Origin of the sequence: Chryseobacterium sp. 1B4 (assembly GCF_036631475.1) — a bacterium.
GTDB lineage: Bacteria > Bacteroidota > Bacteroidia > Flavobacteriales > Weeksellaceae > Chryseobacterium.
In genome coordinates this window covers 47,495-71,945 of record NZ_JAPNUF010000010.1, presented here as the reverse complement: position 1 = coordinate 71,945, position 24,451 = coordinate 47,495, and the positions used below count along the sequence as shown (strand labels likewise).

22 protein-coding genes and 6 pseudogenes are annotated in these 24,451 nt (G+C 37.7%); 12 read left to right on the top strand and 16 right to left on the bottom strand.

What is annotated here, in order from left to right; all coding sequences use genetic code 11:
• The 13 genes and pseudogenes from trpA to OWR28_RS21880 form a co-directional block, all read right to left on the bottom strand.
• Positions 1-670: tryptophan synthase subunit alpha (trpA, locus tag OWR28_RS21940; protein WP_332388521.1), on the bottom strand; the 670-nt coding region annotated here is incomplete at its 3' end.
• A gap of 110 nt (positions 671-780) precedes the next feature.
• Positions 781-1,957: pseudogene (gene trpB, locus OWR28_RS21935) on the bottom strand (tryptophan synthase subunit beta).
• A gap of 4 nt (positions 1,958-1,961) precedes the next feature.
• Positions 1,962-2,504 carry a GNAT family N-acetyltransferase gene (locus tag OWR28_RS21930; RefSeq protein ID WP_332388520.1) on the bottom strand — a complete coding sequence of 181 codons (543 nt, stop codon included), beginning with the start codon at positions 2,502-2,504 and terminating at the stop codon, positions 1,962-1,964.
• On the bottom strand, positions 2,501-2,839 hold the full coding sequence (locus OWR28_RS21925) for a hypothetical protein (protein WP_332388519.1): 339 nt from the start codon (positions 2,837-2,839) through the stop codon (positions 2,501-2,503). The genes OWR28_RS21930 and OWR28_RS21925 overlap by 4 nt, the downstream gene beginning before the upstream one ends.
• Positions 2,811-3,011 carry a hypothetical protein gene (locus OWR28_RS21920; RefSeq protein WP_332388518.1) on the bottom strand — a complete coding sequence of 67 codons (201 nt, stop codon included), beginning with the start codon at positions 3,009-3,011 and terminating at the stop codon, positions 2,811-2,813. The genes OWR28_RS21925 and OWR28_RS21920 overlap by 29 nt, the downstream gene beginning before the upstream one ends.
• 9 nt (positions 3,012-3,020) lie before the next feature.
• Complete coding sequence (locus OWR28_RS21915) at positions 3,021-3,722, bottom strand: phosphoribosylanthranilate isomerase (RefSeq protein ID WP_332388517.1); 702 nt, start codon at positions 3,720-3,722, stop codon at positions 3,021-3,023.
• A gap of 2 nt (positions 3,723-3,724) precedes the next feature.
• Positions 3,725-4,510, bottom strand: a complete 786-nt coding sequence (gene trpC, locus OWR28_RS21910; protein WP_332388516.1) for an indole-3-glycerol phosphate synthase TrpC — start codon at positions 4,508-4,510, stop codon at positions 3,725-3,727.
• A 32-nt stretch (positions 4,511-4,542) separates the two neighbouring features.
• Positions 4,543-5,529 (bottom strand): anthranilate phosphoribosyltransferase, encoded by a 987-nt coding sequence (gene trpD / locus OWR28_RS21905; protein WP_332388525.1) that lies wholly within the window; start codon positions 5,527-5,529, stop codon positions 4,543-4,545.
• A 41-nt stretch (positions 5,530-5,570) separates the two neighbouring features.
• Positions 5,571-6,173 (bottom strand): aminodeoxychorismate/anthranilate synthase component II, encoded by a 603-nt coding sequence (locus OWR28_RS21900; RefSeq protein ID WP_332388515.1) that lies wholly within the window; start codon positions 6,171-6,173, stop codon positions 5,571-5,573.
• A gap of 73 nt (positions 6,174-6,246) precedes the next feature.
• Positions 6,247-7,238, bottom strand: a pseudogene (locus tag OWR28_RS21895) (anthranilate synthase component I family protein).
• Complete coding sequence (locus OWR28_RS21890; RefSeq protein ID WP_332388514.1) at positions 7,235-7,669, bottom strand: hypothetical protein; 435 nt, start codon at positions 7,667-7,669, stop codon at positions 7,235-7,237. Before OWR28_RS21890 ends, OWR28_RS21895 begins: the two are co-directional and overlap by 4 nt.
• A 244-nt stretch (positions 7,670-7,913) precedes the next feature.
• Positions 7,914-8,558, bottom strand: coding sequence for a hypothetical protein (locus tag OWR28_RS21885; RefSeq protein ID WP_332388513.1), 645 nt, complete (start codon positions 8,556-8,558; stop codon positions 7,914-7,916).
• Between the two features lie 306 nt (positions 8,559-8,864).
• A complete protein-coding gene (locus OWR28_RS21880) occupies positions 8,865-9,188 on the bottom strand; it encodes a cupin domain-containing protein (protein WP_332388512.1) in 324 nt (107 codons plus the stop codon).
• Between the two features lie 291 nt (positions 9,189-9,479).
• Between OWR28_RS21880 and OWR28_RS21875 the strand changes: the two genes are divergently transcribed.
• The 4 genes from OWR28_RS21875 (at position 9,480) to lysS (ending at position 12,812) form a co-directional block, all read left to right on the top strand.
• Complete coding sequence (locus OWR28_RS21875; protein ID WP_332388511.1) at positions 9,480-9,605, top strand: hypothetical protein; 126 nt, start codon at positions 9,480-9,482, stop codon at positions 9,603-9,605.
• On the top strand, positions 9,605-9,979 hold the full coding sequence (locus OWR28_RS21870; protein WP_332388510.1) for a c-type cytochrome: 375 nt from the start codon (positions 9,605-9,607) through the stop codon (positions 9,977-9,979). The genes OWR28_RS21875 and OWR28_RS21870 overlap by 1 nt, the downstream gene beginning before the upstream one ends.
• A gap of 3 nt (positions 9,980-9,982) precedes the next feature.
• On the top strand, positions 9,983-10,912 hold the full coding sequence (gene rlmF / locus OWR28_RS21865; RefSeq protein ID WP_332388509.1) for a 23S rRNA (adenine(1618)-N(6))-methyltransferase RlmF: 930 nt from the start codon (positions 9,983-9,985) through the stop codon (positions 10,910-10,912).
• A gap of 202 nt (positions 10,913-11,114) precedes the next feature.
• Positions 11,115-12,812, top strand: a complete 1,698-nt coding sequence (gene lysS / locus OWR28_RS21860) for a lysine--tRNA ligase (protein ID WP_142725616.1) — start codon at positions 11,115-11,117, stop codon at positions 12,810-12,812.
• Positions 12,813-12,848: 36 nt separating this feature from the next.
• Here the strand turns inward: lysS and OWR28_RS21855 are convergent.
• The 3 genes and pseudogenes from OWR28_RS21855 to OWR28_RS21845 all read right to left on the bottom strand — a co-directional run.
• A pseudogene (locus tag OWR28_RS21855) lies at positions 12,849-13,292 on the bottom strand (ClbS/DfsB family four-helix bundle protein); the annotation flags it as partial.
• Positions 13,293-13,371: 79 nt separating this feature from the next.
• Positions 13,372-14,376, bottom strand: coding sequence for a cytochrome d ubiquinol oxidase subunit II (locus OWR28_RS21850; protein ID WP_332388508.1), 1,005 nt, complete (start codon positions 14,374-14,376; stop codon positions 13,372-13,374).
• Complete coding sequence (locus OWR28_RS21845) at positions 14,373-15,716, bottom strand: cytochrome ubiquinol oxidase subunit I (RefSeq protein ID WP_332388507.1); 1,344 nt, start codon at positions 15,714-15,716, stop codon at positions 14,373-14,375. Before OWR28_RS21845 ends, OWR28_RS21850 begins: the two co-directional genes overlap by 4 nt.
• 232 nt (positions 15,717-15,948) lie before the next feature.
• On the opposite strand from OWR28_RS21845, the pseudogene gyrB reads away from it, so the two are divergent.
• The 8 genes and pseudogenes from gyrB to OWR28_RS21805 all read left to right on the top strand — a co-directional run bounded on the left by gyrB (position 15,949) and on the right by OWR28_RS21805 (position 24,425).
• A pseudogene (gene gyrB / locus OWR28_RS21840) lies at positions 15,949-17,882 on the top strand (DNA topoisomerase (ATP-hydrolyzing) subunit B).
• Between the two features lie 81 nt (positions 17,883-17,963).
• Complete coding sequence (locus tag OWR28_RS21835; RefSeq protein WP_332388506.1) at positions 17,964-18,386, top strand: DUF5684 domain-containing protein; 423 nt, start codon at positions 17,964-17,966, stop codon at positions 18,384-18,386.
• Positions 18,387-18,787: 401 nt separating this feature from the next.
• Positions 18,788-19,362: pseudogene (locus OWR28_RS27245) on the top strand (DUF3857 domain-containing protein); the annotation flags it as partial.
• 75 nt (positions 19,363-19,437) lie between these two features.
• Positions 19,438-19,971 carry a transglutaminase domain-containing protein gene (locus OWR28_RS27240; RefSeq protein WP_494168504.1) on the top strand — a complete coding sequence of 178 codons (534 nt, stop codon included), beginning with the start codon at positions 19,438-19,440 and terminating at the stop codon, positions 19,969-19,971.
• Positions 19,902-20,678: a DUF3858 domain-containing protein gene (locus OWR28_RS21820; protein WP_332388504.1), complete on the top strand. Its 777-nt coding sequence runs from the start codon at positions 19,902-19,904 to the stop codon at positions 20,676-20,678. The genes OWR28_RS27240 and OWR28_RS21820 overlap by 70 nt, the downstream gene beginning before the upstream one ends.
• A 2-nt stretch (positions 20,679-20,680) precedes the next feature.
• Complete coding sequence (locus tag OWR28_RS21815) at positions 20,681-22,615, top strand: transglutaminase-like domain-containing protein (RefSeq protein ID WP_332388503.1); 1,935 nt, start codon at positions 20,681-20,683, stop codon at positions 22,613-22,615.
• Between the two features lie 91 nt (positions 22,616-22,706).
• Positions 22,707-23,531, top strand: coding sequence for an RsiV family protein (locus OWR28_RS21810; protein WP_332388502.1), 825 nt, complete (start codon positions 22,707-22,709; stop codon positions 23,529-23,531).
• Positions 23,532-23,574: 43 nt separating this feature from the next.
• A pseudogene (locus OWR28_RS21805) lies at positions 23,575-24,425 on the top strand (diacylglycerol/lipid kinase family protein).
• Positions 24,426-24,451: the final 26 nt, after the last annotated feature.

The window sequence follows — 24,451 nt, the reverse complement described above, 5'->3', positions numbered from 1 at the left end:
TATTGACAAAGGCAGTTCCGATAATACCGCCATCTGCTTTTTCCGTTACATTTTCAAAATCTTCTTTCGATTTAATCCCGAACCCGATCATTATCTGATTTTTAAGCGGAAGGGCAGCGAGTCTGGAAAGATAATCTTCATTTTTTACAACTGCATTTTCATTTCCGGTGGTGGAAGAAGAACTTACTGCGTACAGAAATCCTGAACTTAATGAATCCAGATAGATCATTCTTTCATCGGATGTTTCCGGAGTTACAAGAAAGGTGAAATTAAGATGGTATTGTTTTAAAATCTGCTGATAATTTTTCTCAAATTCAATAGGAGGGAGGTCAGGGAGGATCAGTCCTGAAACGCCACTTTCTGCACACGCCGCACAAAATTTCTCAAATCCGAAACTCAATACCGGATTGATGTAGCCCATCAGAATAACAGGAATTCTGATTTTGTCTTTGATGGCTTTTAATTGTGACAGCAGTTTTTCAATGGTCATTCCGTTTTGTAAAGCCTGTTCGTGAGCTTTCTGGATCACAGGGCCGTCTGCTACAGGATCAGAATAAGGCATTCCGATTTCAATCATATCTGCTCCGGAATCCTGAATCAGTTGTATAATATCAGCGGTATTTTCCAGTTGTGGAATTCCTGCTGTGAAGTATATATTCAGTTTTTTCATTTTTTATTGTATTAAAGTATAATGTACAAAGTATAATGTACGAAGTACAATGTATAAAGTAGTATTAAACTCAGGTGAGAAAGTACATTGTACATTTTACATCTGACATTTTACAAATTCTTCAGATACGTTTCCATATCCTTATCCCCACGGCCACTCAGACAAATAACAACGATATCATTTTCATTAAATTTCTTTTGTCCAGAACAGCAAGGGCATGAGCGCTTTCCAATGCCGGGATAATTCCTTCCAGTTTGGTCAGCTCAAAAGCACATTGCAAAGCTTCATCGTCATTAATGCTAAAGAATTCAGCTCTTTTTTCTTTGAATAAATTCGCATGAAAAGGTCCTATTCCAGGGTAATCCAGTCCTGCGGAAATTGAATGCGGCTCAATAACCTGTCCGTCTTCCGTCTGCATTACAAGACTTTTGCTTCCGTGAAGTACACCAAGCGTTCCTAAAAAAGTAGTGGCAGCAGACTTTCCTGAATCTACACCCAGACCACCGGCTTCAGCGGCGATAATTTTTACTTCCTTTTCTTCTACAAAATGATAGAAAGTCCCGGCAGCATTACTCCCGCCACCTACACAGGCAATCACATAATCAGGATTTTCTCTTCCGGTCTTTTCTTTAAGCTGTTCTCTGATTTCCTTTGAGATGATACTCTGGAATCGTGCCACAAGATCCGGGAACGGGTGAGGGCCAACCACGCTTCCGATCACATAATGAGTCGTTACAGGATTGTTGATCCAGTCTCTCAGGGCTTCGTTCACAGCATCTTTCAGGGTTTTTGAACCTGAAGTGGCTGCTACAACTTCTGCACCCAGCATTTTCATTCTCGCCACATTCGGGGCCTGTCTCTGGATATCAATTTCTCCCATATAAACGATGCATTGTAAACCCAACAGAGCACATGCTGTAGCAGTGGCAACACCATGCTGCCCGGCTCCGGTTTCAGCAATAATTCTCGTTTTTCCGAGACGTTTTGCCAGAAGAACCTGTCCCAGGGCATTATTGATTTTATGGGCTCCGGTATGGTTGAGGTCTTCCCGTTTCAGATAGACCTGCGTGTTGTATTTCTGGCTTAGATTTTTAGCAAAATATAGCGGTGTAGCACGTCCTACATAGTTTTTCAGCAAACTTGATACTCAGCCTGAAAATCTTCAGATTCTATAATTTCAAGATAGTTTCTTTGTAACTCTTCTACATTAGGATAGAGCATTTCGGGAATAAAAGCACCTCCAAACTCTCCATAATATCCGTTTTCATCGGGGTTTTTATAATTCATTTTTTTATTCTTTAGTCATTAAATAAGCATTGTTTTGTGGGCTCAGCTGGTTGAGCAGTTCTTTTCTTTCCTGTGTGGTGTGAAAAATCAAAATATCATCATCTTCAGAATTCACCCATTCCGAGCCGATACTTTCTTTGATCATTTTGGCTTTGTCATGAAGTATTTCAATATCACATTTTTCATAAAAAGGACGAAGATCCGAATGGCAGAAACCAATCGCCTCCAGATTTCTTTGTACAGCATTCTCTTTGAAATGACGAACTAACGCTGCTCCATATCCTTTCTTTTTATGAGCGGAAACAAGTCCTACCACTTCAGCAAAGGAATATTCATTGCCTGCTATTTGTAAGGTAAAATCAAAATTCACCCGCATAACCGCCAGTATATTTTCATCCGTATCCAACAGGAAATGAAATTCCGAATCTTTAAAAAAAATAAAATAGGCAGATTTCATGGCGTTCCATGCAGAAATATCCCATAGTTGCAAAATATGTTCTATTTCCTTTTCCTTTAAATCCTGAGTTTCTTTTATCTGATATTTCATGGGTTTAAACTATTAATAAATGTAAGATGGTAATCATATTGTTGTTTGGTGATCAGTTTTTTATAATATAACAACTCAATTTTGTGCATTAAATCTATTAAGGTTGCTTTGTCTATTTTCGACTGATACATCGTGATAGCAATTTCGAGATTATCAATCAGATAGTAAGAGTCAGAATCGTCATAAAGTAAAAATATTTTAGCATAAATTAATCCTAAGTCATACTTTACCACTGATCTGACATGGTTTTCTAAAAATTTATCCGAAATAATAACCAGATAATAGCTGTTCCACAGGCTGATTCTTTCAAAAATACTGGATATCTCCTTCTTCAAAATCTTTAATGATACAGATGAAATCAGACAATAACCCGCCTGCTTCCCAATGTTCTGTGTTACTGTCATTCTCCGCAACAAAATGGTACAGGTTCTGAATTTTTTCATTCCCGAATTTAGGGGGAAATAATGTTTTGTAAAAGGTCTTTTTTAGCAAATGTATATTCATCATTGTGTTTTTTTAATTATTATTCTGCTGATACAGGCTTTTAAATTCTCTTATTCTGTCAATATTTTTATGTCCGGGCTCTGTTTCAAATTTTGAATTGATATCCAATGCAAAAGGCTGATGCTTCAATATTTCAATATTCCCGATGTTGTCTTCTGAAATACCACCGCTTAAAAAGTAGGGTAGAGGAATCTCAAGTTCATTCAGGATATTCCAGTCGAATTGCTTTCCTGTTCCGCCAAAGGCTTTGCTGTCTGTATCAAAAAGATAATAGGTGACAGGTTGCAGATTGCAGGTTGTCCGTTGAAAGTGAAAAACCTGCGTTATTTTCATTTTATTTTCAGCTGCATTGTTTCCGATCCTTATTACTTTAATAATACCAACTGCCGGATTCAGTTTTTGTCTTAGTTCAACAATGAAATCATCACTTTCATCGCCATGAAGCTGAACAAAATTCAATCCTGCTTTTTGTACCATCTGTAGAATGATATCCATTTTTTCATTAACGAAAACACCAGTTTTTCCCTGATGATCAATAGCTGAGATCTCTTCCGTACTCAGACGATTCAAAACATATCTCGGTGATTTTTCATAGAAAATAAAACCGAGGAAATCTACATTCATAGAAATCAATTCCTGAATCTGATCCGGCTTTGTGAGTCCGCAGACTTTGAGCAAAGGTGGCTGGTATAAGGTCGGAGGTTGCAGGTTCATTGTTAATTATTATTTAAAATTTGAGAAGCAAATTCTTCAAACGCTTTGGCCGGATTTGTATTTTTCATAAAATATTCGCCCATCAGAAAGCTGTCAAATCCTTTTTCCTTTAAAAATCTGAAATCTTCCAGACTGTAAATACCGCTTTCTGCAACAGACAAAATGCCTTTCGGAAGCTGATTTTTCAGCTGAACGGAATGCTGCAGATCTACTTTGAAATCTTTAAGGTTCCTGTTGTTGATGCCTACCAGATCAATTTTTGAATTAAAATGCTTCAGTTCATCTTCGGTATGAATTTCCAGCAAAACCTCCATTTTCAGTTCGTGGGCCAGGTCTGTAAATTCCTGAACCTGATCCGGTGAAAGACAAGATGCAATCAGTAGAACCACATCAGCACCGATGCTTTTAGCTTCATAAAACTGATATTCATCAATCATGAAATCTTTACGGAGTATGGGAATTGTAATCTGTTCTCTTACATTTACAATGTCCGTTAAATCCCCTCCGAAAAAATCTCTGTCGGTAAGAATGGAAATTCCACTGGCTCCAAAATTTTCGTATGCTGAAATCACTTCTAATGGTTCCACGGTATTGTTGATGATTCCTTTTGAAGGAGATTGTCTTTTAAACTCAGCGATGATCCCATTTTTATTTTTGACAGATTCTTTCAGAGAAATTGTTTTTCTCCTGAAAAGAGCACTGTCTTTTAGGTGATCAAGATGCATTTTTGATTGAGCTGATGCAACTTCTTCCTTTTTTCGTTCGATAATTTTATCCAGTATGGTCATTTTTGTGTTTAGAATTTAGTAAATGGTGAATTTTAATTAATCAAAAGATTAAAACTTTTCAATGCTTTTCCGCTTTGCAGACTTTCGTTAGCCAATAGAAGACATTCATCATATGTTCCGAAGCGGTGTGTGTTGTACAGCGCTACTGAAGCATTGGCCAGAATCACAGAGTTCTGTTGTTCCGTACCCTTTCCTTCCAGGATATTCATAAATATTTTTGCGGTTTCCTGAATGGAGTTTCCTGCTTTAATATCTTCCAGCGTTACAGCATTGAAGCCTAAGTCTTCAGCAGAATAGATTTCCTCACCGTTTTTCGTGATGATTTTGCTGTCGCCGGTAAGGCTTATCTCATCATATCCGTCCAGACCGTGGACCAGAATAAATTCACGTTCTTCCTTTTGAAGAAGATACTGATAAATTCTGGCAATTTCAAGATTGTACACCCCAATCATTGAATATTTGGGTTTTGCAGGATTCACTAACGGGCCCAGGAGGTTAAAAAATGTTCTTAATCCCAGAGATTTTCTCAATAATCCAACAGATTGAAGTGCGGGATGAAAATAAGGAGCGTGTAAGAAGCAGATGTTGGCTCTTTCAAGATCCTCATTCAATTGTTCCGAATTGTTTTTGAACTGATAGCCTAATTCTTCCAGTACATTGGAAGAGCCTGTAGTGGTAGAAGCTCCGTAATTTCCGTGTTTGGTTACCTTTTGACCGGCTCCGGCTACCACAAAGCTGGCCAGTGTAGAGATGTTGATCGTATCTTTTCCATCACCTCCCGTTCCTACAATATCAATGGCATCACTGGAATCAATGTCTACAGGAACGGCCATCTGTAATAAAGCTTCTCTGAAGCCTTCCAGTTCTTTCAGGGTAATATTCCGCATCAGGAAAACACTGATGAAGGCAGTAACCTCTGCGGAGTTGAATTTATTCTGTGCAATCTCAATCATCGTAGCCTTAGCTTCTGATTTTGAAAGCGTATTATGATTAAACAGGTATTGCAGTATTTCTTTCATTTGAGGTGCTTTTATAGTTGCTGAAGGATTTTCTAAAGCTTTCATGACAGTAGGAAGTTTTTAATGATCATTTCACCTTCGGGCGTTAAAATGCTTTCAGGGTGAAACTGTACAGCATGTACATCATACGTTTTGTGCTGTAAAGCCATGATCATTCCGTCTTTATCTACAGCAGTGATTTCCAGCTCTTCCGGGAAACCTTCAGTATTGACTGCCCAGCTGTGGTATCTTCCCACTTCCAGACCAGAATGCAAATCTTTGAAAAGTTTGGTATTTTCTTTCACCAGCTCAGTCGTGGTAGCCACTCCGTGAAAGATTTCAGACAGATTGATCAGGCTTCCTCCGAAAGCTTCCGCGATAGCCTGCTGGCCTAAACATACACCAAAGATGCTTTTTGTAGGAGCATATTCTTTGATAAGGTCTAATAAAATACCTGCTTCCTCGGGAATTCCGGGGCCGGGAGAAAGGATGATTTTGTCATATTTTCCGATTTCTTTCAGAGTGATTTCGTCATTTCTTACCACATCCACTTTTTGATTCAGAATTCTTTCGATGATCTGGACCAGATTGTATGTGAAGCTGTCATAGTTATCGAAAACGAGGACTTTGAGTGACGGCTGTTGAGAGTTTATAGTGTTGTTCATTGCTTTTTTGTTAGATAGTTGCTGGTTATTTTTGTTGCTGGTTATTTTTGTTGCTGGTTGATAGTTGGTGGGTTTATTTTTCAACTATTTTTTCTGCTTTTTCCACAGCTTTTTTAAGGGCATTCAGTTTATTATTGACTTCCTGCAGCTCATTTTCCGGGACAGATTTTGCCACCAGTCCGGCACCTGCTTGGTAAAATAATGTATTGTTTTTACTTAAGAAAGTTCTGATCATAATGGCCTGGTTGCAGGTTCCGTTCAGTCCGATGATTCCTATACAGCCGCCATAATAACCGCGCGAATCTTTTTCATATTGATTGATCAGCTGAAGCGCTTTATGTTTGGGTGCACCGCTGAGGGTTCCCTGGGGAAAGGTGGCAGACACCATTTCAAGAGGATTAATATCATCAGAAACATCAGCAGTCACTTCACTTACCATATGAATAACGTGCGAGAACAGCTGGATTTCTTTAAGTTTGGTCACCGTTACATTTTTTCCTAGCTTTCCAAGATCATTTCTTGCCAGGTCCACCAGCATGGTATGTTCTGCGTTTTCTTTAGGATCGGCTTTCAGGACTTCAATGGCTTCAAGGTCAGCTTCAAAATTTCCCGTTCTTTTGGATGTTCCGGCAATCGGATGGATGATGGCTTTATTATCTTTAATGATTAACTGGCTTTCAGGACTTGATCCGAATAATTTATAATTGCCGTAATCAAAATAAAAAGGTAAGGGGAAGGGTTGATGTTTCTCAAAGCCCGGTAAACATTGAACTCATCTCCTTTGAATTTCTGTTCAAATCGTCTGCTCAGAACCAATTGGAAAACGTCTCCGCGCATGCAGTGTTTCTGAGCTGTTTTTACCAGTTCAATATATTCTTCATCTGTAATATTGGAGGTTTCCTCACTTGTTTTCTCGAAAGGATAAATAGGAGTATTCTGATTTTTAATAAGATTTTCCAACAGGTGAAGCTCAGATTTTACTCCATCAATAAAATTCTCGATAAGATACATCTCATCATTGAAATGATTGATAGCAATCACATATTGGTATAATCTGTATCTCAGGACAGGAATTTCAACTTCTTTGCTTTGTGCTTTAAGGCTGATGTTTTCAAAAACTGTACCGCTTCAAAGCTTGTATACCCAAAAAGGCTCTGGGCTGTCTGCTCTATTGCGTCATTGGTGGGTTCACATTTAAAAATATTGCGGAAATCTTCAAAAATATCTGTGATATTCCGCTCCATAATAAATTGCTTTACAGGAGTAGAGGCAGGAAGTTTAATTTCGTATTCGTTGAGGTTTTTTACTTCAATTCCGGCAATGGCATTCACTGCAATAAAGGAAAAGTTATTATCAATACTTTTTGAATCTGAACTTTCCAGAAGAATTGTATCACGGAATTTATCCCTGATCTTGAGGTAAATATTCATGGGAGTGTGAAGGTCTCCCAGTATTTTTTTCGAAACAGTTTTTATTTTGATTGTGTCTGTAAACATCTTTTTGTTTTTTGTAAGGTTAAAGAATAAAAAAGGCTTCAACGGTATCCGTCAAAGCCTATATATTGTTTTTTGATTATTTCTGCTGTAATTAACAACATGACAATACCTTCAGACCCGACGAAGAGTTTGAAAGCCACCACCAAATATTGTTGTTCATTTTAAACATGGGACAAATGTAGAAATTTTTTTATACCTGGACTAAAAAATTTCTGAAAATAAAAAAACTTAACATTGAAACCTTTTATTTAAGCTGTTTGAGTTCCTGCCTTAATTCTTCAAGTTTCTTATTGTAATTTTCATCATCATAGTCTTTTACATAATTTTCGAGCGCATTAATATATTCTTTAATGAATTCCTTATTCGTTCTGTCTGCCTCATATTTTATTTTTGCAGAATTAACGGGAGCCAGTTTTTCATTTTGTAATACAATTTTTCCTTCCCTGGACTGGTCATAAAGGATGACAATGTTTTTCTCATATCCCGGGATGTATTTTACGGGAATATCCTTGTCACCCGGAATTCTGATTGAATTTCGGATTGGATAAATTGCAGCACTGGTAGTAGAGAAGAAAGTAGTGGTGTATTTTCCGTCCTGTTTCTTTACAATAGCTTCATAATCGTGAATATACATGTCATTCAGGGTAGAATTGGTCTCTACATCAGCAGTAATGATCGCAGTGCTTTCAACACCGTATTTATTCAAGAACCACGCATTTAGGAACTGTCCTCCGAACCCGTTCAATATCGCCAGAGGAATGATAGGAATTAAAAGCCAGGCTTTTTGGTCAGGTAGGAAAGCCCTCCAAAGAACACCAGCAGCAGAATCACAGTATAAAAACCATGATGACTGGTGAAAAACAGAATTTTTGAAATTAAAACCATGCATTAAATATAATAATTATTTAAACGCCGGGATCGCAAAGATATAATTAATGCAAATGTTTAGAGAGAACCTAAAGGCTTTTTACTCAGCAAAATGTAGTGTCATTAGCTAAAGTAGTAGTCCTGATAACGAAAAACAGAGTTTTAACATAATGGCTTTGCGAACCTGGCGTTTGAACTTTCTACTGTACTGGTTCAGACAATGGAATGTCTGGTGTTCCGCTGTAGAAAACAATCAAAGTTGCTCCCTGTTCTCCGGTTTTGCCTCTGTGGCCGGTATTAACCATTTCAGGAAGTACCTGACCTTTTCTTACCCATTGCGTTTTGCCGTCTTCTTTCTTTCAATCTGAATTTCGCCTTTTTCCACATACGCGGCATTAATGACCGGATGTTTGTGCCAGTTCAGGGCTGAATTGGGAGGTACGGCAATTTTAAGAACCGAAATTTCCGGCTGGCTTGCAGGATAGGCCGGATACGTTGTTCCGTCCCAGGATTTTGTTGTTTTTAAAAGCGTTACCGATTCAATTTTATCAGAATATTCTGATTGTGGCTCGTTTGAGGAGTTATCACATGACAGAAGGAGGGAAGAAAATACAACAAAGAACGTTGTACCTGATACATTTTTTTTAATCATACATTTTCAATTAATAAGTTGAGTTTTGGTTTGAATCATCCGATATACAAAAATAACAACTTATTTAAAACTCTCTGATGTTTGAATTATTTTTTTGTCATTTGGTTAAGATCCTGACGTAAAAATATTTCCTAAAGAAAACATTTGTCATAAGTTTAAAAGTTTATTTTTTATATTTTTGCTTCCAAATTAGAAAAAAATGAAAAAAGTATTAGCAATCGCATTTATCGGAGGTTTATTATTGACAGGCTGCAAAAAAAGCCGGATCACTCTTTACAGGATAGCAACACAATGCTTGAAGAACCGGAAGCAACTACAGTTGTAGATTCTACTGCTAAAACTACCGCTCCAGCTGCTGCAACTCCGGCTGCACCTGCACCTGAAGCTGCTAAAACAGATTCTACTGCGAAGAAATAATGAAAAAAATACTTTTGGCAGGAGTGATGGGTCTTATGATCCTTTCCTGTTCTAAAAAAGAAAATACAGCAGAAGTGGCAACTTCTTCTGAAACGGCTACTGTTTCAGAACCGGCAAAATCCAATCTTTCCGGTGATCAGATCATCGAAACATTGGATTGCTCAGGATGCCACGCTGTGAATGAAAGAATGGTAGGACCTTCTTATCAGGAAATTGCAGGAAAGTATTCTGAAAAGGATACGGAATTGCTGGCTTCCAAAATTATAGAAGGCGGAAGTGGTGTATGGGGAAGTGTGCCTATGGCTGCCCATCCACAGGTGTCAAAAGAAGATGCCAAAAAAATGGTGGAATATATTTTGAGTCAGAAGAAATAAAATATGTCCGCTGAAAAATCCAGTCTGCACACAAGAAACCTGCATCGTAATCCCTATGATTTTGATCAGCTTATTTCTTGTGTGCCGGAACTGAAACATTATGTTTTTGTGAATGCTTATCAGACGGTAACCATTAATTTCAGCATTCCACAGGCAGTGAAACTGCTCAACAAAGCCTTACTCTTACATTTTTATCATGTTAAAGGCTGGGATATTCCGGACACCAATCTTTGTCCGCCTATTCCGGGAAGAGCAGACTATGTCCATTATATTGCCGATCTCTTAGCCGAACAGCTTGACAAAATTCCGGCAGGAAATTCTGTAAAAGGTCTGGATATAGGAACAGGCGCCAATCTTGTCTATCCTTTAATCAGTCACAGATCTTATGGCTGGGCCATGCTGGGGACGGATATCAATCAGGATTCTTTGAAAAATGCTCAGCATATTTTAGATCAGAACCCGGATCTGGCTTCTGTTATTCAGCTGAAAAGTCAGCCTGATGCAGACCATATCTTTGTCAATATCATTAATCCGGAAGACAGATTTACCTTTACAATGTGCAATCCTCCTTTTCATGATTCTGAAGAGTCTGCCATGAAAGGAAATATCAGGAAAACAAAAAACCTTCATCAATCGAAGAAAACCCAACCTCTTCTTAACTTCAGCGGTCAGCAGTCTGAGCTTTGGTGTGAAGGTGGTGAACTTGCTTTTATTACTAAAATGATCAATGAAAGTACATTGTTTTCATCGCAGGTTCTTTGGTTCACATGTCTGGTTTCTAAAAAAGATAATCTCAATAAACTGACGAATCTTTTAAAGAAAGTAAAAGCTGCAGAAGTGAAAACCATCGATATGGCCCAGGGACAAAAAGTAAGCAGAATACTTGCCTGGACATTTATTCCTCAAAAAGACAGAAAAAACTGGTTTATTTAAAATTCAAGGTTTAAAGTTCAATGTTTAAGGGCTGAAGCCAATAGCACAATAATCCAGGCTCGAATCTCACACCCTTAGCCCGGTAACACGTAACACGGACCTCAACACCCTGCATCTCTGCTACTTTTTAAAATTTCTTAAAAAAGCCATTGACGGTCAAGTCAAAAATGCCTAAATTTGTACGCTTTTAGAAAAATAAGAAATGCAATTATCAGAACAAGAAATCATTAGAAGAGAAAAGCTGAACAAGCTTACTGAAATGGGGATTAATGCGTTCCCTGCGGATGAGTATACAATTACAGATACGACAGAATCTATAAAACAGGATTTTTCTGAAAGTAAACAGGTAAAGATCGCTGGTAGATTGATGTCCCGCAGAATTCAGGGGAAAGCTTCTTTCGCAGAATTGCAGGATTCTAAAGGAAAAATTCAGGTTTATTTCAACAGGGACGAGATCTGTCCGGGTGAAGATAAAGAACTATACAATGAAGTATACAAGCACCTTTTGGATATCGGTGATATTATTGGTATCGAAGGAGAATTGTTTACCACTCAGGTAGGAGAGAAGACGGTTTTAGTGAAAAACTTTACGCTTCTTACAAAGGCTTTACGTCCTCTTCCCCAGGCTAAAACTGACGAGAACGGAGTGGTACACGATGGCTTTACAGATCCTGAATTAAGATACAGACAGCGTTATGTAGATTTAACGGTAAACCCACAGGTAAAAGAAATTTTTGTGAAGAGAACAAAATTGTTCAATGCCATGAGAACTTTCTTTAATGATGCAGGATATTTTGAAGTGGAAACCCCAATCCTGCAGTCGATTCCAGGTGGAGCAGCAGCAAAACCGTTTATCACGCACCACAATGCATTAGACATTCCATTATATTTAAGAATTGCCAACGAATTATATCTGAAAAGACTAATCGTAGGTGGTTTTGACGGAGTATATGAGTTCTCCAAAAACTTCAGAAACGAAGGGATGGACAGAACCCATAACCCGGAATTTACTGCTATGGAAATCTATGTGGCTTACAAAGATTATAACTGGATGATGGATTTCACTGAGAAATTACTGGAATTCTGTGCGATCCAGGTAAACGGAACTACAAAAGCTACTTTTGGGGAACATGAAGTGGATTTCAAAGCTCCATACCCAAGGGTTTCTATGACAGAAGCGATCCTGAAATTTACAGGTTTCGATATTACAGGAAAAACTGAGCAGGAATTATATGATTTCGCAAAGTCTATCGGCATTGAAGTGAACGAGACGATGGGTAAAGGAAAACTTATTGATGAGATCTTCGGTGAGAAATGTGAAGGAAACTTCATTCAGCCGACTTTCATTACAGATTATCCGATTGAAATGTCTCCATTAACAAAGAAACACAGAAGCAAGGAAGGTTTAACAGAACGTTTTGAATTAATGGTGTGCGGTAAAGAAATTGCCAACGCTTATTCAGAGCTTAATGATCCTATTGATCAGAGAGAGCGTTTTGAAGCACAGATGGCTTTATCTGAAAGAGGAGATGATGAAGCAATGTTCATCGATCAGGACTTCCTGAGAGCATTGGAATACGGTATGCCGCCAACTTCAGGATTAGGAATCGGAATGGACAGATTGATTATGTTCCTAACCAATAATGCATCGATTCAGGAAGTATTATTCTTCCCTCAGATGAGACCGGAAAAAGCTGCACCACAGATTGAATTGGGAGAGGATGAAAAAGTAATCCTTGAAATCCTTAATTCCCAGGAAGAACCGATGGCTTTGGCTCAAGTAAAAGAAAGAAGCCAGTTATCCGGTAAAAAATGGGATAAAGCTTCCAAAACTTTGACAAAAAACAATATTGTGAAAGTAGAGAAGATTGACGAAAATCTTTTGATGAAACTGGCTTAAGATTTCTCAGAAAATATAAATAAAAAAGGTACAGTGTTATGCTGTACCTTTTTCTTTTTTCCATTTCCGGATTTGTGTTCTGAAGCTTTTAAACGGAGCTACGGTATTGATATGAATCCATTTCCAGACCGGCCACTGAGCAGGAGTAGCTGCCCATTTTCTCCGTCCGGGAGTGAATAATGTTTCATCGTCAAGATTTTCTATCCATGTAATGATTTCATTAACTTTATTTTGCAGCAGTTCTCTTTGCTCTTGTAAACTGTAAGAGCCATATTGATCATAGAAAGATTGATATAATCCTCCCAGGTTATTCCATTTATAATCAGGAGCAGGAGTTTTTACTTCAATTCCGTTACTTTCATCAGATTCCCATTGTAAGAGCAGGTGTGTCCAGCCCAATTGATAGGAGATATTTTGCGATGGCGTTTTGTCTACGCCTGGCTGCAGAAGATTCTTTTCATCTTCCTTTATGTCGTTAAATTCCTGGTTATAGAGCTAGTATCTTTTCTTCAGCTCTTCAATAAATTCCTCTTTGTTCCTGTATCCCTGCATACCTTACTTATTTTCTCAGTTTACTGAAAGAAGCCATCAGGTAAAATAAAAACGGAAGAATAAACAATGATCCCAGCATCAGGGCCCATCCCAATGCGGCAATCGTTTTTTCAGGGGCCATATGCTCCAGTAGTGAAAGATGCTGTCCGTTTCCCAATAAAATAATATCCGGATTATGCTGATAGGTTGCCGCAACTAAAATCATCACCATCTGAAATCCAGCCAATGCACGTACCGGAAGCAGTTTTTGACGGTTCATTGCTCGTAGGACGAGTAATAGCGCAATTGTTGCAAAAGCAATTGCCATAATCCCCAAAGGCTTCGAAAATACCCACATCAAAAGTGGAATGTCTGAGATATAAGCCGTAACAAATACCAATATTCCTGTAACCACAACAAAGATCATCGTCTGCTTGGATTTTCTTATCATTAATAAAAGATCGGCCTTATCACGCGTTTCTCTTAATGAAAAGATAGAAGCAAGATAAGCACAAAGCGCTACCGTAAATAAGCCCACAGAAACCCCAAACCAGTTCAGCCAGCTGAAAACATACAAATCCAGAAAACCTGCTGCATCAGGGTTGATGGAATGTGAAACTGTTGCAGCAGCAATTAATCCTAAAAAGAAAGGTGTTAACAGGCTCGCGTAGTAGAAAATCTGGGTGTATAAAACCTGCCAGTTATCCTTTACAGCATCATAATGTCTGAATGTAAACGCCGTTCCTCTCGCAATAATTCCCAAAAGCATCAGAACCAAAGGAATATGAAGGTAGGTAGACATCGTGGTATAAATTTCCGGAAATCCTACAAAAAGAATTACAATGGCAATGATCAGCCACATATGGTTGGCTTCCCATACAGGAGCTATGGATTCATACATGATTTCCTGAGTTTTATGACGGGCTTTTTTATTCGTGAAGAGTTCCACAATTCCTGCCCCGAAATCAGCACCTCCCAGAATAATATAAAGACAGATGGAAAGCCAGAGAAAACCTATTACAATGTAAATCATGATTTTTTGTTTTTATCGTTAAACTGAGAATCGGTAGGGTCGTAAAGTTTCGGTACCATCTGAATCTGTCTTTTTAAAAGGAAAATAAGGATCAGTGATAAGGATACAAAAATTGCGGTGAAGAAATAGAATGAATATTGTATTCCCGGCATCGGGGTTACGGCATCTACAGTTCTCATAATGCCGTAGATAATCCATGGCTGTCTTCCCACTTCAGTTACGGTCCATCCTGCTTCCAGTGCAATATATCCAAAAGGTGTTGCGATGAGGAAGGTTTTTAACAGCCAGTTTTTGTTCAGCCATTCTTTTCTGAAGAAAAAAGCATATAAATAGACAGCTCCGATAACAATCATGACCACACCAAAGAAAATCATGATTTGAAAAGCATAATGAACAACTGCAACCGGAGGCCACTCATCTCTCGGAAAATCTTTAAGACCTTTTACTTCGGAATTGAAATCGTTGCTTACCAGGAAGCTCAAAACCTTTGGAATTTTCACTGCATATTTCACTTCTTCATTTTTCTCATCTGGAATTCCTCCAATCACGAATGAAGCTCCTTTTTCAGTTTCAAAATGCGCCTCCATAGCCGCCAGTTTGATGGGCTGTCTTTCCGCAACGGATTTAGCCGCGACATCACCGCTTAAAGGAGCGCCAAAAGCTCCGATAAGGGCAAAGCCCACTGCAATTCTAAAAGCTTTGGTATGAAATTCAATATTCCTTTTTCGCATGATCATAAAGGCGTGAACTCCTGCAACTGCAAATCCTGTCGCACAAAATGCTGCCACTGTCATATGAAGAGCCTGAGGAAACCATGCATCATTGAACATTGCTTTTATAGGATCTATATTAAGGTACTGCCCGTTAATATAATCAAAACCGGTCGGTGAATTCATCCATGAGTTGGCTGCCACCACCAGAATTCCGGAGGCAAGTCCGCTTAGCCCCACAAGAAATCCGCAGAACCAGTGAAACCATTTATTAAACCTTTCCCAGCCATAGAGAAAGAACCCAATGGCAATTGCTTCAATAAAAAAGGCTGTTCCTTCCAGAGAAAAAGGCATTCCGAAAATAGGACCGGCATGTTTCATAAAACCGGGCCACAAAAGTCCCAGTTCAAAGGAAAGCATTGTTCCGGAAACAGCTCCGGTGGCAAAAAGGATAGCCACCCCTTTGCTCCATGCTTTTGTTAATCCTTTATATACTTCATTGTTGGTTTTAAGATATTTCCAATGGGCAAAAGCCATCAGAAAAGGCATCACCATACCCACACAGGAGAATATGATATGAAAGCCCAGGGAAAGTGCCATCTGAGCACGTGCTGCTATAAAATCATCCATAATATCAACTTTTCAGTAAATAAATTTACGCATAAATTATTGATGATGAATATGATTTACAACAGTTGATATTTCACCAATACATTTTAATTTTGATTCTTTATTGACTTCTTATCCCTTATGTCTGGGCTAAGAAAACACTCCATTTTTTGACACTTTTTAACTTTCATACCTCGAAAAAAATCACGATATTTGTAAGTCTTTGCATAGAGCAGGATTTTTAATATTTAATATGAGTCAAAAACAATATACAGCTAGTAGTATTCAGGCATTGGAAGGAATGGAACACGTTCGTATGCGTCCTTCAATGTACATTGGTGATGTAGGAGTCAGAGGACTTCACCACTTGGTTTATGAAGTAGTAGATAACTCTATTGACGAAGCTTTGGCAGGATACTGCGATACGATCTTCGTTAGCATCAAGGAAGGAAACGGAATTGAAGTAAGTGATAACGGTAGAGGTATCCCGGTTGATTTCCACGAAAAAGAGCAGAAATCAGCCCTTGAAGTTGTAATGACTAAAATCGGAGCCGGAGGTAAGTTTGATAAAGACTCTTATAAGGTTTCAGGAGGTCTTCACGGGGTAGGGGTTTCGTGTGTGAATGCACTTTCCAATGAGATGATCACTACTGTTTACAGAGACGGAAACGTTTACCAGCAGATTTATTCCAGAGGAAAAGCGCAGACCGGTGTTGAAGAGATCGGTCACAGCGAAAGAAGAGGAACCAAGCAGTTTTTCCAGCCGGATGATACTATATTTACAGAATTAGTTTACAATTACGATACATTAGCAAGCCGTTTAAGAGAGCTTTCTTACCTTAATAAAGGGATTACCATTACGCTTACCGATGAAAGAGAAAAATTGGAAGACGGATCTTTCCGTTCAGAAGTTTTTCATTCTGAAGGCGGATTGAAAGAGTTCGTTGCTTACATTGACGGTAACCGTGAATCTATCATGGAGCATGTGATTTTCATGGAAGGAGAAAGAGATGATATCCCGGTAGAAGTAGCAATGCGTTATAACACTTCGTTCAATGAGAATCTTCACTCTTATGTAAACAACATCAATACCCATGAAGGGGGAACTCACCTGGCAGGTTTCAGACGTGCTTTGACGAGAACCCTTAAGAAATATGCTGATGATTTAGGGATTCCACAGAAGGAAAAAGTAGAAGTTACAGGAGATGACTTCCGTGAAGGGTTAACAGCTGTAGTTTCCGTAAAAGTAATGGAGCCTCAGTTTGAAGGACAGACTAAAACAAAATTAGGAAACTCTGAAGTTTCCGGTGCTGTAGATAAAATTGTAGGGGAAATGCTTACCAATTTCCTTGAAGAAAACCCAAATGAAGCGAAACAGATTGTTCAGAAAGTGGTTTTGGCAGCAAAAGCAAGGCAGGCTGCTAAGAAAGCCCGTGAAATGGTTCAGAGAAAATCTCCGATGGGAGGTTCTGGTCTTCCGGGAAAACTGTCTGACTGTTCATCAAAAGATCCGGCAGAATCTGAGATCTTCCTTGTAGAGGGAGATTCCGCAGGGGTACTGCCAAGCAGGGAAGAGACAGACACTTCCAGGCAATTCTACCGTTAAGAGGTAAAATCCTGAATGTAGAAAAATCAATGCTTCATAAAGTGTATGATAACGAAGAGATCAGAAATATCTATACAGCTCTTGGAGTTTCTGTAGGAACTGAGGAAGACAGCAAAGCATTGAACTTATCAAAACTGAGATACCACAAGATCGTTATCATGACCGATGCCGATATTGACGGATCTCACATTTCTACACTGATTCTTACTTTCTTCTTCAGATATATGAAAGAACTTATTGAGAACGGTTATATCTATATTGCTCAACCGCCTTTATACCTGTTAAAGAAAGGAAACAAAAAAGTATACGCTTACAACGAAAAAGAACGTGAAGAGTTTACTTTGGAAATGTCTCCGGACGGAAAAGGGGTAGAAGTACAGCGTTACAAAGGTCTTGGAGAAATGAACCCGGAGCAGCTCTGGGAAACAACCCTTAACCCGGAACACAGAATTCTGAAGCAGGTAACCATTGATAATGCGGTGGAAGCAGACAGTATTTTCTCCATGTTGATGGGAGACGAGGTTCCGCCAAGAAGAGAATTTATTGAGAAAAATGCGAAATATGCCAAAATTGATGCATAAACGTTTTTAAAAATATAATAAAAAAGCTTCCGATTATTTGGAAGCTTTTTTTATATTTGGACAAATCAAAAAACAAATAATATGTTAACTCTTTTACAAACAGACCCTTATAACGGGACAGATGCCGTGTCTGGCGCAGCCGCTGCAGGCATAGGGATGGGAGCTATGTTCTTCGGATTATTGTGCTATATATTCTATGGATATTGCATGTACAAGATCTTTCAGAAAGCAGGAAGACAGGATGCATGGGCTGCTTTTATTCCTATTTATAATACAATTGTATTGCTGGAAATCGTGAAAAAACCAATCTGGTGGTTCATCCTTTTCTTTATTCCATTGGTCAATATTTTTGCATGCTGGGTGGTATATGACAGGCTTGCCAAAGGATTTGGAAAAGAAACACCGCTTTACACGATTCTGATTCTCCTTTTCGGATTTATTTTTATTCCGGTATTGGGCCTTGGAAGTGATCAGTTCGATAGCAAGCGTATTCCAAATGATTAAATAATATAAGAAAGAGAAAATTAAAGACTTCAGCAATGAGGTCTTTTTTATTGCTACCATCATTTGTAGAATTAATTGTACTCCTGTTTCAAATTAATTCTACACCTTTTGAATTATATGAATTCTAAATTATTCTAAATTTGAAACGCAGACAATATGAAGCTTATCCCTTCATGTAGCAGAATACATATTCTTCTTTCAATATAGAATGAATACAAATATTCTGCTTTAACTTTTCAGAAATTACTAATGAAAAGTTGATAATGTGTTCATAGCCTTATAGGTACATTTCAAAACAGTACTTTTTTTAAGTATTAGGTTAAGGGCTTCACTGGTTGAAGCCTTTTATATTTTTTTAACAGTTATTAAGATTTTCTTATTTTTGCATCATCTTAATAACTATGATGAAAATATTAGTCCTTGGGGCTTTATCTACCGCCTCATTATATTTTGCACAAAGCTATCCTGCTTCTGCAATTCCGGAGAATCTGAAGAAAAACGCTAACGTCGTTATACGGAAGGATTTTACAACTGTTCAGATCAATAAAGTTGATGAAATAAAGTATCAGCATAATACGGTAACTACAGTTTTAAATAAAGATGGTGACGATGAGGCAGTAGCTTACATTCCTTATGATAAGTCAAAAAGTATTTCGAATATAAAGGTTACAATCTATGATGAATCAGGAAAAAAATTAAAAGTGTTTCAAAATCTGATTTTAAAGATGTAGCTAACAATCCTCAGGGAGTTTTTTATTCTGATAACAGGATATTGGTTTATTCGTATACGCCGGTTCAATATCCCTATACTATTGATTTTTCCTATGAAGTGGAAGATGAAGACACCGTTTTCATTCCGGATTTTGTGCCTTTTAACGCTACCAAAATAGCTCTGGAAGAAGCACAGTTTAAAATCATTAACAATTCGGGAATAGAACTCAGATCTAAAATTTACCCATCAAAATACAACTATACTTCCGTGATAGAAAGCGGTAGTGGAAATGATAAAACATATACCTATAAAAATGTACCTGCAATAGACGATGCTTTTATGATCCCGCAGCCTGTTAAAATCTTACCTGCGGTCAACTTTGCTCTTGCAAAATTCAGCCTCGCAGGGAAGCAGGGAACTTTGAATAACTGGACAGATTTCGGAACCTGGATTTACAATGATCTTTTGGTACCCGTTTCTGCGTCTACTCCTGCTATTAAAGCCGAGGTTGCTTCTTTACAATTACAGGGATCTGTAGAAGATAAAGTAAAGAAAATTTATCAGTATATGCAGAACAAAACCCGGTATATAGCTGTTTCATTAGGGATAGGAGGCTGGCAACCCATGCTGCCGGATGAAGTTCAGAAAAAAGGATATGGTGACTGCAAGGGACTTACCAACTATATGAAGATTCTTTTGAATGAAGCGGGAATTCCTTCTAATTATTGTATCATCAATTCCGGGCGTTCACAGGTTTCCTTTGATCCGGAATTTCCGTCTATGGGGGAAATCATATTATTCTTATGGTTCCGACAGAAAAAGGAAATATATGGCTTGAAAATACCTCTCAGCAAATTGCTTTCAACCATTTAAGTTACAGTACCACCGACAGAAATGTACTTGCTGTAACTCCGAAAGGAATAGAACTGATTAATACACCCGTTTATAAAGCGGAACAGAACAAGGAAAAGCAGAAACTGAGAGTCAACCTTAATGAGGATAACAGTCTTACGGGAAGCGGCAGCTTTTCCTATACCGGAAATCAATATGATTACAATTTAAGTTTTGCCAATCTTGATCCTAAGGAAAAAAATGATGCGATAAAAAGGAGGTTTGATATTTTAAACTTTGAAAAAGTTGAAATGAAAAATTTTAATAACGACAGAGACAATGCCGTTATTACCTATGATCTGGATTTTAAGACCAATAATTTCTCTAAAAAAGCTGGAAACAGCCTCCTGTTCAGATCTGTACCTATTTTTACTGATGCTGTCTTTAAAACGGATGAAAACCGTGAGCTTCCTTTTGAAGTAGGGATGTCTTATGAGGACGAATATGAAATTGCTTTTGTAGTCCCTTTGGGCTATAAAGTAGATGAAGTTCCTGACAACTCAAATATCACTTCTGAATTCGGATCCTATAAGCTGAGTTTTGTTAAAAGTGACGGGCAGATAATGGTGACCAGGAAAATGCAGATTAATAAAGGATTATATCCTAAAGAAAAGTACAACGACTATATCAGTTTCAGAAAGAAAATTCTGAATATGGACAATTCAAAAATTTTAATAACAAAAATATAACCATGAAAAAAATAATAGTATTGCTTCTTTGCTCTGCCAATGCAATATTGCTGAATGCTCAGAAGAAATATGAATTTCTGAATCCACCTAAGTTTAACGAGGCAGATCTGTCTAAAGCAAAATCTTTATTAGATGAAAATGCTCCTGCCGAAATTTTGTACAAATCTGCTTATTTTATGGTAGATGCCAATACGGGTAATCTTCACAAAAGATATTTTTACAGAGTTAAGATATATGATAAAGATAAAGCTGAAGACTGGCTGAATCTTGAAATTCCTATTTATAATGTCGGGACCAACAGGGAATCGTTGGGTAAGTTCAAGGCATTTACCTATAACCTTGAGAATGGAGCTGCTGTTCCTGTAAAGGTGGAAAAGAGTTCTCAATATAAAAGTAAAGAGAATAAATATGTTACGCTGACAAAATTTGCTTTTCCAGGCGTAAAAAACGGATCTGTCATAGAATATCAGTATGAAATTGTATCCCCGTTCCGGTTTATGATTCCGGAAGTACTGATAGAGTCTGATACCCCTTCACTGAATACAGAATATGTTTTTGATGCACCGATCAATATGTCTTATAATGTAAACTATACCGGAGGTATTACGCCTAAGTACAGGGAAATGGAGGAGAGACAGTTGTATGGCACTCAATATAAAACCTTTAGATTTGCTTATGAAAACTTAACCGGTTTTAAAACTGAGAAATTTGTAAGAAATGACAGGAATTTCAGAACCAAAATAAGTGCGGAGCTGAACTCCACTAATTTCGGTGAGCTTAAGCTGTATTCATCTTCATGGGACCAGATTGCCAAGAGACTTTATGAAAGTGAAGACTTTGGAGGAGAACTGAAAAGAACAAAGCTTGCCAAAGAAAATATGCCTGCAGGAGTTTCGGAAATGAAGACTGATCTTGAAAAGGCAAATGCTATTTTTTCATACGTACAGAAAACTTTTACCTGGAATAAAGATAAAGGAATTTATACTGAAGACGGGATTAAGAAGCTTTTGGAAACGAAAACAGGGAATGATGCAGAAATTAATCTTTTTCTTGTTATGATGCTTCGTGAAGCAGGTCTTAAGGCTGATCCACTGGTTATTTCTACCGTAGAAAACGGTCTTATCAATCTGGTGTCTCCTAACGTATCCAATATGAATTTTGTGCTGGCTGCTATCAAGCTGGATGATCAGTTACATATTTATGATGCTACCTCCAAACAGTCTTCATTGGATGAAATTCCTCTTAAAAACTGGAACCAGTATGGAATCCTGGTAACCAAGGATAAAGCGCTGCAGATTCAGATGGCTAATCTGAAATCAAGCAATACTTACCTTACCGTGAATGCCAGAATTAATGATGACGGAAGTATTTCCGGAACCTATTCAGATAAAGATACGGGTGCATATGCAATGTATGTTAAAGACAGCTATGATGATAATCCTGAAAAATATAAAAAACAGTATAAAGAAAACTTCTCAATAGATTTTACGGATATCGATTCAAAAGTATTGGACAACGGCGAATTTGAAAGCAGTATGAAGTTTTCTTCAACAAACCTTATCGATAGGGTAGGAAAGAAAATGATCATTAATCCGATGCTGTTTTTAAATAAGAATTCCAATGAATTTGATCAGACTGAGGTCCGAAAATATCCTATCGATTTCGGATCGCCGATAACCAAAGTGAAAAAGGTTACTCTTGAAATCCCGGACGGATATGTGATTGAAGAAATGCCTAAAGAAAAAAAGATTGTAACGGAAGACAAAGAGATAGCATACACCTATTCTGTACAACAAAAAGGAAATAAACTGGAGGTCACCACTACTACAAAGGTTAACAGTTCAGACTATCCGAAAGAATATTATCCCGCATTTAAACAAATCTGGGGAGTAGCTTCGAAATTTGAAAACCAGGTGATCAGCCTTGTTAAAAAGTAATTTTTTAGCACGATTTACACAAAAAATAAAAAATTTTCAGAAACCATTCATCTTTTGAATGGTTTTTGTATTTGATACCAAAAAATAAATTATGAAAAACACGATTGCTGTTATAGCATTGTCTTCTTTCCTGGCCGTGGCTGCCTGTAAAAAAAGTGAAACAACAGGGCAGGCAGAAAAAACAGAAAACAAAGCAGCTGAAGAATTTGTAGTAGATTCTGTAAAAGTAAATGATTCTACAAAAATTACAGATTCCTTAAAAGTGAGCTTCACTTCAAAATTGTTGGTTTTCCCTACTTTAAAAGATAAAAAATTGCTGGACAGCATCTATTTCCAGAATGAAAAAATCAAAGACTTTTCCAAAGCCGGGCTTCAGGCTTATCTTGATAAAGAAAAGAATGATTATTTCAATTCTGTAAAAAATGATAATAAAGACTGGCTTTCAGATGTGACGTATGCCCAGAATTGGTATTCTAGCTCCCACATGAACCTGATTTCCAATAAAAATGGGTATATGCATATTCAGTATGTAGGAAGCGGCTATGAAGGAGGTGCCCATGATAATTACGGATTTTCAGAAAGGGTTTTTGATCTTAAAAACAACAGAAAACTGGAGTTGAAAGATATTACGTCAATGCCTAAAAATAAAATTGAAGCCATCCTGATGAAAAATATCGATAAAATTAACAGCGGAACGATGGATGGCGATGGGGAAGTTAAGAATTCAGAAATGTTATTGGTAGATAAAATTCCGGCTTCCGATAATTTCTATTTTGATGATAAAAACCTGTATTTCCACTACAGTCCTTATGAAATTGCAGCTTTTGCTGCCGGAGACATTACAATTCCTGTTTCATGGGAAGATCTGAAAGGCACCTTAAATGCAGAATTCAAAGAAAGAATGAAAATTAAGTAAATTAATGCTTCCAGTTCTGGAAGCATTTTTTAATTTTGTGGTGATGGACAAAGTAGCTTTTATTATCAATCCTTTTTCGGCCAAAAAAACTATCAGCCGTTTTTGAACGAACTTAAAACGAAGGTTAAAGACCCGTTGTATTACGTGTCAGAATCTATTCCAGGAACAGACAGGTTTATTCAGGCTCATTTTGGGGAAGTGGATATTTTTGTGGCAATAGGAGGGGACGGTACCATTTCTACAGTAGCCAAAAACCTTATTAATACTGAAAAAATTCTTGCAATTTTTCCGGCCGGCTCTGGAAACGGGTTTTCCAATGAAACACAATTCAGCAAAAATCTGGATGAACTTTTGGAAAAAATAAAAGCAAAAAACTCCAGGAAGATTGATACATTTACTGTGAACGACAGGCTTTCCATCAATGTTTCAGGAACAGGTTTTGACGGTAAAGTAGTAAAGGAGTTTGAGAAAACAAGCCGGGGATTCAAAAACTATATCAAAGTTTCCCTGAAAACTTTCTTCAATTATAAGCCGATCAAAGTAAAATTTTTCGATGAAGCATATCAGCAGTACAATGGAAGATACCTGATGATGAACATTGCCAATACCCGTCAGTTTGGCAACAATGCATACATTGCTCCCAAAGCCAGCAAAAGTGATGGTTTGGTTGATATGGTTCTAGTGAAAAAGTTCCCGTTGACGTATTCTGCTCTTTTTGCTTTCAGAATGTTTACCAAAAGACTTAAAGATGATGAATATGTCACTTATCTTCCCGTCTCTGAAATATCATTTAAAGTCAATACCAAAAACTGGCACCTTGATGGTGAATTCAATAAGATCAAATCACCCATTCACGTTAAAGTACAGCCTTCAAGTTTGAATATTTTGGTTTAAGGTTCAAGGTTTTGAGTTTAAAGCTA